Source organism: Bacillus sp. PK3-067, from assembly GCF_056738645.1.
Map to the genome: position 1 here is coordinate 722,756 of NZ_CP096490.1, position 12,245 is coordinate 735,000.

Consider the following 12,245-nt stretch of genomic DNA (forward strand, 5'->3'; position numbering starts at 1 on the left):
TATATATTTCCTTCTATTAGCGGAATCTAACTAAAAACTTGTTGAAAAGGAAGCTAGGTGGGGAAATTGTTAGAGCTTGAAGGTAACTTATTTGAAGTTATGAAAGAAATTAGGGATGAGTTAGGTTCACCTAATGATTTAACAATTAGAGAAGTTGCTCTTGCTGGGAGTTTTACACGTTGTGCGGTTGTGTTTTTATGTGGATTGACAGATAAGGATAATGTTTATAAATATGTCATTCGCACACTGCAATACGAAGAAATTATAAATGAGGAAGCTGTTGTTCAAACGTTATTGGATCGTTTTATTTCTATCGCAGAAGTGGGTGTAAAGACGAAGTTTCCAGATATTATGAATGCGATATTAGCGGGAGATACAGTTATATTAATTGATAATATTCAAACCGCTATCGTTATTAATAGTAGGGCCTGGGAGAAGCGAAGTTTAGAACCACCAGTGACAGAAGATTTAATACGCGGACCGAGAGTTGGATTAAATGAAGATATTAATGTGAATAAAATGTTAATCCGACGCAGTTTACGCGATCCAAAGTTGAGGTTCCAATCTTATATTATGGGGAAGCGATCGCAGAAAGAAGTAACCCTAGTATATATAGAAGATATTATTAATCCTCACATTGTAAAAGAGTTAGATCGCCGTCTTCAATCAATAGTGACAGATGTCGTTTTGGAAACAGGTACGATTGAACAATTAATTCAGGATAATAATTTATCCCCATTTCCACAGTTTTTGAATACAGAGAGGCCTGATAATATTATAGCCTCATTAGCGAAAGGGAAGGCGGCCATTTTAGTAGACGGATCCCCGTTTGCTCTTATTGCACCACTTGTGTTTGTTGATATTTTTCAATCTGTAGAAGATCATTACGAGCGCTGGGTGATTGGAACGTTATTAAGATTTTTACGTATGGGTTCAGGCATAATTGCGGTTTTGTTACCAGCTATGTATGTAGCACTTGTATCTTATCATCAAGGACTTATTCCTTCTAAACTGGCTTATTCAATTGCAGGTGCGAGGGAAGGTGTTCCGTTTCCTGCATATATTGAAACGTTAATGATGGCCTTGACTATGGAATTAATACGAGAAGCTGGAATCCGATTGCCGAAACCGATGGGACAGACGATAGGGATTGTAGGAGGTCTTGTAATTGGAGAAGCTGCGGTAAATGCAGGGATTGTAAATCCGTTTTTAGTTATTATTATTGCAGTTACTGCGATTGCTACGTTTTCGCTTCCTGTATATAGTATTACGATTACGTTCCGAATTTTACTTTTCGTCTTTGTATTAGCTGCAACGGCTTTTGGGCTGTATGGGATCATTCTAGCTCTGATCGCACTTGCTATTCATATTACAAATTTAACAAGTGTTGGTATACCGTATACAACTCCAATTGCTCCTGCATTTTATAAAGATTGGAAAGAAGAATTTATTCACATGCCAAAATCGATGTTGAAAGATAGACCAGAGTACTTACAAACAAAAGATTCTACAATACGTCCAAAGGAGCGAAAATAAGTGAAACCATTTGAGTATGGCGATGAAGAGATTGGATCTCGTGAAATTGGGTTTGCGGTATCATCGACCATTATTGGTATAGGGGCATTGTCTATGCCAAGAGATATCGCTAACCAAACTTTATTTTCGGACGGTTGGATTATCTTGCTTTTGGGTGGATTGATCTGCGCGGTTTTAGGTTGGTTTGTGACGAGAGTGGCTATCTTATTTCCAAAACAAAATTTTGTTCAATATACGAGTGCGCATTTGACGAAGCCTGTTGCATACACAATTAGTAGTATTTTAGTATTAACGTTTGCTGCTTTGACAGCATATGAATCGCGAATGATTTCAGTTATTTCTCAAACGTATTTATTTAGTGATACACCAATACAACTACTGTCTTTCTTCTTCTTATTAGTTGTTATTTATGGAATAGCAGGATCAAGAGCAGCCTTATTAAGGTTAAATGTTTTATTCTTACCTATTGTTTTAATTGCGATAGTACTTCTTTCTTTATTGAATATAAATTTAATGGAAATAAATAATTTACTACCAGCTTTTCAAACGAAAGTAAGTCAATATGCTGTTGGAGTTAAAAATTCTATTTTTACGTTTATTGGATTTGAAGTAGCGTTATTTTATGCGGTTTTGCTGAATGATAAGACAGCGAAAAAAGCGCCAATGGCAGTCGCGAAAGCGGTGATGGTAAACGTGCTGTCATACATTTTAATTTATGTAACTTGTATTAGTGTTTTTACTTATATGACAACACGTGGATTGACATATCCAACAATTGAATTAGGGAAAGAAATTGAAATTGGTGGAGGATTTTTAGAAAGGTTTGATGCGATTTTTTTTACGACTTGGATTATTACTATTTATAACACTACAGCAATGTATTATGATGTCGCATCTTTATTGTTCTGTGCTATGTTTCCGAAAGTGAAGAAACATATTTTTATTTTCGTAAGTGCCCCTATTATTTTTATGGTGAATATGATACCTAGTAGTTTGAATGCTTTATCAAGTTATGGGACTTATTTAGCTTGGATAGATATGGGGTTTGTTGTGTTAGCGCCTTTGCTCGTTTTAATTGTATATAAAATAAAAAGAAGGAATGGTGGAAATGAAACACCTTCTTAAAATTATAATGGTTATGGCTTTAACTGGATTTATGAGTGGGTGTTCTGAGTTAGAAGAGATAGAAGAAAGAGGATTTGTAGTAGGAGCGGCTTACGATATCGTAAAGGAGAAGAAAGCGAATCCAATTATGAAAGGAACCTATCAGATGGTACTCCCTAGTAAATTGTCTCAACAGGGTGGACAAGGGGGTGGGGATAGCGAAAATTATATTAATGTTAGTGCAAAAGCAGATAGTGTATTTGAACAAATAAGAATAATCGCCAAAAAAATTAGTCGTACATTATTTTTCCCTCATATACAAGTGATTATTTTCTCTGAAGAATTACTTTCACATCCATACATTTTGCAAAATACGTTAGATGTATATATTCGCGATCATGAGATGAGAAGAAATATTCGTTTGTTCGTTTCTAATAAAAATGCCGAAGCTATTTTAAAACAAAGTGCCAAGCCTGAAAATTTACCGGCGCAGTATATTGATATGTTAGCTGAACACCCTCCAAAAAATGCCCAAATGATTGAGGCTGCAAGAATTGGTGAGGTGCAGGAAAAGATGATCTCTAACCGAAGTTTTGTATTACCTATTCTGGAACTAACAAAACAAGGGGTACAAATGAACGGTGCAGCATTGTTTCGTGGAAAGGATAATAAGTGTGTAGGCAATTTGAGTGGGGAAGAAACATTAGGGATGAATTATATAATAGGTAAAAAAATTGGAGGTTTTTTTACCATTCGTAAAAAGGATCAACTTATTACATATGAAATTCATAAGTTACGTCGAAAAATTAAAGTATCCACAACGAATGCTACAAAACCGAAATTTAATATTCATTTATTTCTGGAAGGTACAATAGCTGAGTTGCACTTTAGTGATCATAAAAAGGTTTTGAATGAAAAACGTTTAGAGAAGGATATATCGGAAGAAATGGAGGAGCGTATTCAAAAATCGATTAAGCTTGTTCAAAAAAAATATAAGGTAGATGTATTAGAGTTAGGGGAAGTGTATAAGAGACATAATTATAAAGAATGGACAAAAATAAGTAAGAATTGGGATCAAGGCGAAAATTACTTTAGTAATGCTGAAATTACTGTTCACGTTCATCCAACAATTGAACATTCAGGTTCAGCTTTACCGAAAAGAGTGAAATAAGGTGATGAAAGTTGTTTACTGGATTAGGAATTAGTTGCACGATATTAATGGCGGTGCTGCCGGGGGCTATATATTTCATTCATAAAAAACTCACAACGTATGGAGCGCAGCCGTGGAATACTGATGTACAAAAAAAGAAACCTGAATGATTTTCAGGTTTCTTTCGGACGAAGCATATGTGAAGGGGGATGCCTTCTATGTATGCTTTGTTTTATACAAGCCCTAACCAATGTACCAATTGTGTAGAGAGGAATGTAACAACAATGGCGATAACGGTAGGGATTGCAAACGATAAGAATGTCCATTTTGCACTTTTTGTTTCTTTGTATATGTTAACCAGTGTTGTTCCGCACGGGAAATGAAGAAGTGAGAACAACATTGTGTTTAACGCTGTTAACCAAGTCCAACCATTTTCTAGGAATAGATTTTTAATTTGATTAAAATCATCTATTTCAGTTAAAGCCCCAGTTGATAAGTAAGACATTAATAAAATTGGGATTACAATTTCATTAGCAGGTAGTCCAAGAATGAATGCAGCTAGAATAAACCCGTCAAGTCCTAACATTTTAGCAAATGGATCTAGGAAATTTACAAAATACATAAGTAAGCTTGTGTCACCGATAAAAATGTTAGCAAGTAACCAAGTTAATGCAGCTGCAGGGGCAGCAACAACTATAGCTCGTTTTAAAACGTAGATTGATTTATCGAGTGTTGCGCGAACAATTGTATTCCAAACTTTTGGCTTGCGGTACGGAGGTAACTCAAGTGTGTAGTGAGTTGGAACCCCTTTTAAGGCTGTTTTTGATAGTACCCAAGAAACAGTTAATGTCATAATAACACCAAGTACAACCATTCCAACTACAACGCCAGCAGTAACCAATGTTTGCATACTGCCTGTATAACCAGCAGCCATAAATAGTGAAGCCATTAAAATTAACATAGGCCAGCGACCGTTACAAGGAACGAAGTTGTTCGTTAAAATTGCTAGCATACGTTCACGTGGTGATTCAATGATACGTGTTGACATAATGGCTGCTGCATTACAACCAAATCCCATTGCCATTGTTAAAGATTGTTTCCCGTGTGCACCGGATCGTTTGAATAAGCGGTCCATATTAAACGCGACACGTGGTAAGTATCCATAGTTTTCTAATAGCGCGAACATAGGGAAAAAGATTGCCATAGGTGGTAACATAACGCTAATAACAGCACCGATACCACGGAACAAACCAAGTATTAAAATGCCATGTAACCATTCAGGTGCATGCGCTGCTTGGAACCAAGATGTTAAATATCCTTCGGCCCATCCGAAGAATTCGGCAATCATATCAGATGGTACGTTAGCGCCTGCAATTGTAAGATAAAAAATAATAGATAAAATACCGAGCATAATTGGGAATCCCCAGATTGGAGATGTGAAAATTTTATCTAGTTTTTCGGAACGATATAATTTATCAGTATTTGTATATTGGACAGATTCTTTACATATGCTTGCAGATGTTCGGTAAATATCTCCGACTATATCATCTCGTATATCTTCTTTTGAAAGTGTTTGTGCATGTTGAATAATATAGTCTAATGGAAGAGCTTTACTGGCTGAGTGAGATTCCATTAATTACGACCTCCCTTACAAGTGGTTCATTATGGTGTTTTTGAAGTGTAGTTAAGAAATTTTTATCTCCATCTAATATACGTAACGCAATCCAACGTGCTGGATACGTATCACCGAACACTTTATAAATTTGTGGTTCTAATTCCTGAATCATATTTTCGATTTTTTCGCTGTAAGTAATTTTAATTGGTGTTGGAATTAGTTTTTTATTTGCTATTTTTGCAATAACATTTAGCAAATGACCAATACCTACTCGGTTACGTGCTGAAATTTTAACGACAGGTACACCAAGTGATTTTGCTAATTTCTTTTCATCGATAACAATCCCTTTTTTCTCGGCTTCATCAATTAAGTTAATGCAAATGACTACATTGTTTGTCATCTCCATCACTTGAAGTGCTAAATTTAAATTTCTTTCCATAGCAGTTGCGTCTATAACAACTACAGTTACTTCTGGTTTTTCAAATATAATATAATCCCTCGCTACTTCTTCGTCTGCGGAATTTGAGTATAGTGAGTAGGTTCCAGGTAAATCTATTAGTGTATAATTACTTCCGTTATGTTCATATTCTCCTTCAGCTTTTAAAACAGTTTTTCCCGTCCAGTTTCCAGTATGTTGTTTTAAGCCTGTTAAAGTATTAAATAATGTACTTTTCCCTGTATTCGGGTTACCAGCTAAAGCGATACGATGTTTGCTCATCTGAAATCATCTCCTATTAATACCCCGAAAATAAGGGAGCTTTCTTCTTTACGCAGTGCAATAGTTGTGTTACTCACTTGATAAGCGACCGGATCTCCAAGTGGACTGCGTTGCAATACTTTAATCGTCGCCCCCGGGATAAATCCCAAATCTAATAAGCGTCGTTTCATAGTTCCTTCTAATTGTATCTTCTCAATTTGTACAAACTCTCCTATTTTAAATTCGGAAAGTGGTTTTATATTAGCCGATACCATAAAAGTTACCTCATCTCTATATTTTTAGTTTGAGTTTAAAAAGTTTCCTAAGGTAAACTTTTTGTTAGTAATATAGTAGACTACATTGGATTATGTTGTCAATTAGTACTTTAAAAATATTCATTTATTTTTAGAATTGTTCCAATTTATTTAGTTGTACTAAAAAATATTACTGAAATTATTTTTAATGTGCATAAATTAGGTGTGTAAAAATTACAAAATACAGCGGAATTGTAAATGTAACTTTAACGAAAAGGGAAAAAGAGAGAAAAACATTTACATTGAATTTACATTGTTAAGAATATATTTACATTGCAGCGTAGTTAGTGTGGTTTTTGTTGGGTTATTTAACTATAAATGTTGGGATTTCTAGCTTTTAAGGATTATTATCGTCATTTACTTAAAATTAAAAATTGCTTAACACTCACATAATATTGTTGTCCTACAATGAATTTGTGTTCGAAAGAAAATGAATTCGAAAAGTGATAATCCAAATGGGGGTACAAGACATGGTTATGAAAAAAGGTATTAAATTTTCTTTAGCAGCTTTAGTGGTAGCAGGAGCATTAGTTGGTTGTGGGAAAGCAGAAGATACAACTAGTAAAGACACTGCTAAAGGAAGCGATAATACAAAACAAGAATTATCAGGTACGATTGCAGCGGCTGGTTCTACAGCTCTTCTACCTCTTGCGGAGGAAGCTGGAAAGAAATTCATGGAGAAAAATTCAAAAGTTTCTATTCAAGTTCAAGGTGGCGGTAGTGGAACTGGGATTAACCAAGTAGCATCTGGTGCAGTACAAATTGGTAATTCAGATGTTCCGTCCGGAGATAAAATAAAAGATGCTGAAAAGGCGAAAGAATTAGTAGATAACAAGGTAGCGGGTATTGCATTCGCTCTTGTCGTAAATAAAGATGTAAAAGTTGATAACTTAACAATGCAACAAGTACAAGATATCTTCACTGGAAAAGTAACAAATTGGAAAGAAGTTGGCGGAAAAGATGAAAAAATCAATGTAATTAATCGTCCAGCTTCATCTGGTACACGTGCTACATTTGAAAAAACGATTATGAAAGACGCGAAAATTAATGATGGAACTGGTACAACACAAGATTCTAACGGTGCAGTAGAGCAAGCGATTAACTCTACTCCTGGTTCGGTGAGCTATTTAGCAATGTCTTACATGGTGGGCGAGAAAAAAGGCGCACTACAAACAGTCAAAATTGATGGTGCTGAACCGAAAGTTGAAAACATCGCGTCTGGTAAATATCCATTCTGGTCTTACGAATATATGGTAACAAAAGGTGAAGCGAAGGAAGCGACGAAAGCTTACATCGATTATGTAAAAGGTAAAGATTTTGAAAAACAAGTAGAAGATATGGGCTACATTCCAATGTCTAAATTAAATAAGTAATAAAATTTTATGGGGCTGGCTGCAAGGCCAGTCCTGTTCATTTCAATCTGTGAAGTGGGGTCTGTCCTGTGATGAAGGGGAAAAAACAAATTAATTACGTGAAAAGTGAATATATAGGAAGATCACTTGTTACGTTTTGTGGTATTTTTATTGTTTTAATTACATTAGCTATTATTGCGTTTATTTGTGGGAAAGGTATTCAATCTTTTACACAAAGTGGTATCTCATTTACTGAGATGTTAACATCGACAAAATGGAATCCAAATGCTGAGCAAGGATCCTTCGGGGCTTTAATTTTCATTGTAGGTTCAACGGTGGTTTCGTTAGGCGCGGTTATTATTAGTGCACCAATTGCTATAGCTCTTGCTATATTCATGAATTTAATTTCGCCAAAGTTTGGAAATAAAGTATTGAAGCCTGTTCTAGAATTGTTAGTTGGTATTCCTTCGGTTGTATACGGATTATTAGGTGTTACGATTTTAGTACCACTATTACGTGATTCGTTTGGGGGAGTAGGCTTTAGTTTAATTGCAGGTATTGTTGTATTAAGTATTATGATTTTACCTACTATTGCTAGTATCGCTTCTGATGCAATACGTTCTGTTCCATTTGATTATTTAGAAGCTTCTTATGGTCTAGGATCAACGAAATGGCAAGCGATTAGCCGAGTGATTGTTCCTGCTGCGAAAAAAGGGATTTTAACAGGTGTTGTTTTAGGCTTAGCGCGTGCTTTCGGTGAAGCGTTAGCGGTTCAAATGGTAATCGGGAATACGATTAAATTACCAGAAGGAATATATAGTCCGACAGCGACGTTAACTGGTATTTTAACAATGGACATGACGAATACATTGAACGGAACTGCTTGGAACAATGCGCTATGGACTTTAGCGATGATTTTACTTGTTATTTCATTCCTGTTTATTTTAGTAATTCGAGCGATTGGGCAAAGAGGTGAGCGATAATAATGAATGCAAGAACGGTAAATAAAGTTTGGACGGGTATCTTTTATGCGGTTGCGGCTTTAGTTGTAGCTTTGCTAGTGTTCTTAGTATTTGAGATTTTACAAAAGGGATGGGGATTTTGGGATCCTAATTTCTTGTTTGGAGAACCAAGCAATACAAGAGCTGGTGGTGGGATTGGTCCGCAGTTATTCAATTCCTTCTACATGCTTGTTATAACGCTTATTATATCTATTCCTCTTGGATTAGGTGCTGGAATATATTTAGCGGAGTACGCAAAACAAGGACGTTTTTTAAATTTTGTTCGTCTATGTATAGAGACGATGGCGTCTTTACCTTCTATTGTTGTTGGTTTATTTGGTTTGTTAGTGTTCGTTACAATGACAGGTTGGGGATACACAGTAATGGGTGGTGCTCTTGCTTTAACTATTTTAAATTTACCAGGTTTAACGCGTGTTTGTGAAAATGCGATTTCAGAAGTTCCTCAGAATGTAAAAGAGGCAAGTCTTGGATTAGGTGCAACGAAGTGGCAAACAATCGCTCGTATTATTATCCCATCGTCATTACCACAAATTATTACAGGGATTATTTTAGCGGCGGGTCGTATATTTGGGGAAGCGGCAGCATTAATTTACACAGCGGGTTTAACATCCCCGATTTTAAATTCAGCAGCGGATTTCTCAAGTCCTGCGCATCCTTTAAATCCGTTTAGACCAGCTGAAACATTAGCGGTTCACATTTGGAAATTAAATTCTGAAGGAGTTATTCCAGATGCGAAGTTGATTGCGACAAAATCTGCAGCTGTATTAATTATTATGGTATTACTATTCAATGTTATTTCACGCTTGATAGCATCTATATTACACAAGCGCTTTACAGGAACGAAAAGAAAAAGTAAAACAACGAAAAAGGTAAAAGCGGCATAAATTATAAAGAAGAACTCTCTATTTATAGGTAGGGGGTTCTTTTGTATTTTAATATAGAAGGAATGGATGTAATGATTGTTGAATTTGTGATTAATTATAAAGAAGAACAGATGTAATTTAGAGAGGAGCTTTAATTTGTTTTTTCTGCAAATGTCAGGTTTTCCTGGGTCAGGAAAATCGACAGTTTCTAAGTATATAGCGAAATTAACAGGTGCTGTAATTATAGATCATGATGTTTTGAAATCCGCGTTGTTAAAATCATTAAAAGTAAAAGGAATTGAATCAACGATTGTTGGTGGGCTTGCGTATGATGCCGAAGGGGTATTGATTGATTCTTATTTAGAACAAGGGCATAGTGTTATATTGGATAGTCCGTGTTTATATGAGGGAATGGTTGAAAAAGGGATTGAACTATCAAATAAACATGGTGTGAAATATAAATATATTGAGTGTTATCTTAATGATATGGAAGAGATTAATAGGAGACTGCAAACACGTAAGCGTATGATCAGTCAAATTGAAAAGGTGGAGTCGGAAGTAGGTTTTAAAAAGTGGTTAAATGGTAGTAAAAGACCTTCAAATAATGAATACCTTATTGTGGATTCTAGTAAACCTATAGAGCAATATGTGGAAAAAATGATGGATTATATGACTAAATAGAGAAAAGGCGTTATCTTCATTTGTGAAGATAACGCCTTTTGTTTTTAAATATCAGGTGTTTCTGTAGAAGTGCTTATTTTCCTGCGGGAGCGTCTTTTTCTCCCGATTTTATCTAATAGTTCATACATAACTGGAACGACTACTAATGTAAGAGCAGTTGAGACTGCCAAACCGCCGATGACAACGACGGCTAAACTTTTTGATACCATACTTCCTGCTTGGGATTGGCCAAATAGGAGTGGGAGCATAGCAACGATTGTTGTAATAGCTGTCATAATAATTGGGCGTAGTCTAGTAGAACCTGCTTCAAGTAAGGCTTCTCTAGTTTCCATTCCATGTTCCCGATTTTGTTGGACTCTTTCTATTAATACAATAGCGTTTGTAACAACAATCCCGATTAACATTAATGCGCCGATCAAGGAATTTACATCAACAGGTGTTCGTGAAATGATTAATCCTAAAATACCACCGACAGCAGCTAATGGTAAGGAGAATAGGATTGCAAAAGGAGCACGTGCTTGCCCGAAGGTGATAACCATAATTAAATATACAATCCCGATTGCAATCCCCATAATTTTGAATAAATCTGTAAAATTCTCTTGCATAGATTCAGTAGCTCCTGCGATATTTACTTTTGCACCACCAGGTAAATCTAAGTCAGTCATCGCTTTATTTACTGCTGTGTTTACTTTACTCAAATCTTCATTTGAAGCTTCGGCTGTAATTTGGATTGTTTCTTTTCCGTCTTTATGGAAAATTTCTGTTTGTGTTTGTTTTTCTGAAATAGTTGCAATGTCTTTTAAAGGTATTGGTCCATTAATAGGTGATAGTATGTTTGTATTTAAAATATCTTCTTGTTTATTAATGTTTTCTTTTTTGTGTTCTATCATAATAGTAGCTTTTTCATTATTAATTGTAATTTCGCCAATAGGTGATTTCTTCATAAGGAATGCTACTTGTTGCGCAGCTATTTCTGGTGTTAAACCTAGTTGTTCAGCCTTTGTTTGATCAATATGAATTTGCCATTCTTTCTTAGAGTCTTCTAAATTTGTTTTTACTTTAGAAAGATCATCCATGCTTTTTAGTTTTGTTTCAACGATAGTAGCCGCTTCTTTTAAATCCGCTTCGTTAGTAGCTGTTACGTTAAATTGTAAGTTATTGCCGCCGCCAGAGCTTGAATAACTTGTTTTTATATAATCAAGTTCAGCAGGCTCAAAAGTTTTATGTTCCTTTTTTAACTCTTTAATATATTGATCAATATCAGAACCTTTTTTAAAGACTACGAATATACTAGCGAGGTTATTTTTAGTTGTTTGCCCCCATTGTGCATCTTCTGCGCTAGATCCCATTCGTAAAATAACGTCTGTTATATCTGAATTAGAAAGTAATTTCTTTTCAAAATCAAATGCTTTTTGTTTTTGAGATTCAGCATTATAATGGGCTGGAAATGTCATGTTAATAGATAACATTGTGTCGTCTTCAGATTTTATGTTTGCTTTCGGTAGTAATATATAAGCTGCAATTGATCCTACAAATAATAAAAATGCAGTAAGTAGAATAATGAATTTATGAGAAAGAGCCCACTTTAATGTAGCGACATATCGTGATGAAGAACTTGGCTTTCGATGCTTTGTTTTTTTGAGTAGTAAAAAAGCCATAAGTGGAACAACTGTTAGTGCAACGATTAAGGATGATAATATAGAATATACAACTGCTAATACCATAGGTAACATTAATTTTCCGATTGCTCCTGATACGAGGCCGATAGGTAAAAAAACAGCGACCGTTGTTAAAGTAGAAGAAGTAATTGCGACTGCGACTTCTTTCGTTGCATCGAGAATGATATCTTTAGAGAAAGAATCTTTTTGTAAACGGCGGAAAATATTCTCGATGACAACGATACTATCATCG

Annotated in this window: 12 protein-coding genes (1 of these 12 cut by a window edge); 8 read left to right on the forward strand and 4 right to left on the reverse strand. The window is 35.4% G+C overall.

Annotated features, from left to right (window positions below; all coding sequences use genetic code 11):
• The first annotated feature begins 57 nt into the window (after positions 1–57).
• Genes gerLA through M1D73_RS03670 form a run of 4 tightly spaced genes read left to right on the forward strand, consistent with a single transcriptional unit; the run spans position 58 to position 3,960 of the window.
• Positions 58–1,536 (forward strand): spore germination protein GerLA, encoded by a 1,479-nt coding sequence (gene gerLA / locus M1D73_RS03655; protein ID WP_458901184.1) that lies wholly within the window; start codon positions 58–60, stop codon positions 1,534–1,536.
• Positions 1,537–2,661, forward strand: a complete 1,125-nt coding sequence (gene gerLB / locus M1D73_RS03660) for a spore germination protein GerLB (RefSeq protein ID WP_000802005.1) — start codon at positions 1,537–1,539, stop codon at positions 2,659–2,661.
• Positions 2,645–3,811 (forward strand): spore germination protein GerLC, encoded by a 1,167-nt coding sequence (gene gerLC, locus M1D73_RS03665; RefSeq protein ID WP_000681628.1) that lies wholly within the window; start codon positions 2,645–2,647, stop codon positions 3,809–3,811. The genes gerLB and gerLC overlap by 17 nt, the downstream gene beginning before the upstream one ends.
• Positions 3,812–3,822: 11 nt before the next feature.
• Positions 3,823–3,960: a hypothetical protein gene (locus tag M1D73_RS03670; RefSeq protein WP_000493991.1), complete on the forward strand. Its 138-nt coding sequence runs from the start codon at positions 3,823–3,825 to the stop codon at positions 3,958–3,960.
• Between the two features lie 62 nt (positions 3,961–4,022).
• On the opposite strand, the gene M1D73_RS03675 is transcribed toward M1D73_RS03670, so the two are convergent.
• From M1D73_RS03675 to M1D73_RS03685, 3 genes are read right to left on the reverse strand one after another with little or no spacing between them, the layout of a single operon-like run.
• Positions 4,023–5,423 carry a nucleoside recognition domain-containing protein gene (locus M1D73_RS03675; protein ID WP_000443605.1) on the reverse strand — a complete coding sequence of 467 codons (1,401 nt, stop codon included), beginning with the start codon at positions 5,421–5,423 and terminating at the stop codon, positions 4,023–4,025.
• Positions 5,401–6,123, reverse strand: a complete 723-nt coding sequence (locus tag M1D73_RS03680) for a FeoB small GTPase domain-containing protein (protein ID WP_025687671.1) — start codon at positions 6,121–6,123, stop codon at positions 5,401–5,403. Before M1D73_RS03680 ends, M1D73_RS03675 begins: the two co-directional genes overlap by 23 nt.
• Positions 6,120–6,377: a FeoA family protein gene (locus tag M1D73_RS03685; protein WP_000252982.1), complete on the reverse strand. Its 258-nt coding sequence runs from the start codon at positions 6,375–6,377 to the stop codon at positions 6,120–6,122. Before M1D73_RS03685 ends, M1D73_RS03680 begins: the two co-directional genes overlap by 4 nt.
• Positions 6,378–6,886: 509 nt before the next feature.
• On the opposite strand from M1D73_RS03685, the gene M1D73_RS03690 reads away from it, so the two are divergent.
• The 4 genes from M1D73_RS03690 (at position 6,887) to M1D73_RS03705 (ending at position 10,334) form a co-directional block, all read left to right on the forward strand.
• Positions 6,887–7,789: a phosphate ABC transporter substrate-binding protein PstS family protein gene (locus M1D73_RS03690; protein WP_000245108.1), complete on the forward strand. Its 903-nt coding sequence runs from the start codon at positions 6,887–6,889 to the stop codon at positions 7,787–7,789.
• A gap of 71 nt (positions 7,790–7,860) precedes the next feature.
• A complete protein-coding gene (gene pstC / locus M1D73_RS03695; RefSeq protein ID WP_000676677.1) occupies positions 7,861–8,751 on the forward strand; it encodes a phosphate ABC transporter permease subunit PstC in 891 nt (296 codons plus the stop codon).
• Between the two features lie 2 nt (positions 8,752–8,753).
• Entirely contained in the window at positions 8,754–9,674 is a 921-nt protein-coding gene (pstA, locus tag M1D73_RS03700; protein WP_000994141.1) for a phosphate ABC transporter permease PstA, read from the forward strand.
• A 135-nt stretch (positions 9,675–9,809) separates the two neighbouring features.
• Positions 9,810–10,334 (forward strand): P-loop nucleotide/nucleoside kinase family protein, encoded by a 525-nt coding sequence (locus M1D73_RS03705; RefSeq protein WP_121868421.1) that lies wholly within the window; start codon positions 9,810–9,812, stop codon positions 10,332–10,334.
• Between the two features lie 44 nt (positions 10,335–10,378).
• Here the strand turns inward: M1D73_RS03705 and M1D73_RS03710 are convergent, their stop codons facing one another.
• Positions 10,379–12,245, reverse strand: the 3' portion of a protein-coding gene (locus tag M1D73_RS03710) for an efflux RND transporter permease subunit (protein ID WP_000375536.1). It continues 1,178 nt past the right edge of the window; the window shows 1,867 of its 3,045 coding nt (coding positions 1,179–3,045); the start codon falls outside the window, past its right edge; the stop codon is at positions 10,379–10,381.

Coding starts and splice junctions, on each gene's coding strand:
- pstA (WP_000994141.1), top strand. CDS start 8,754: ATGAATGCAAGAACGGTAAATAAAGTTTGGACGGGTATCTTTTATGCG.
- pstC (WP_000676677.1), top strand. CDS start 7,861: ATGAAGGGGAAAAAACAAATTAATTACGTGAAAAGTGAATATATAGGA.
- gerLC (WP_000681628.1), top strand. CDS start 2,645: ATGAAACACCTTCTTAAAATTATAATGGTTATGGCTTTAACTGGATTT.
- M1D73_RS03685 (WP_000252982.1), bottom strand. CDS start 6,377: ATGGTATCGGCTAATATAAAACCACTTTCCGAATTTAAAATAGGAGAG.
- M1D73_RS03690 (WP_000245108.1), top strand. CDS start 6,887: ATGGTTATGAAAAAAGGTATTAAATTTTCTTTAGCAGCTTTAGTGGTA.
- M1D73_RS03680 (WP_025687671.1), bottom strand. CDS start 6,123: ATGAGCAAACATCGTATCGCTTTAGCTGGTAACCCGAATACAGGGAAA.
- M1D73_RS03675 (WP_000443605.1), bottom strand. CDS start 5,423: ATGGAATCTCACTCAGCCAGTAAAGCTCTTCCATTAGACTATATTATT.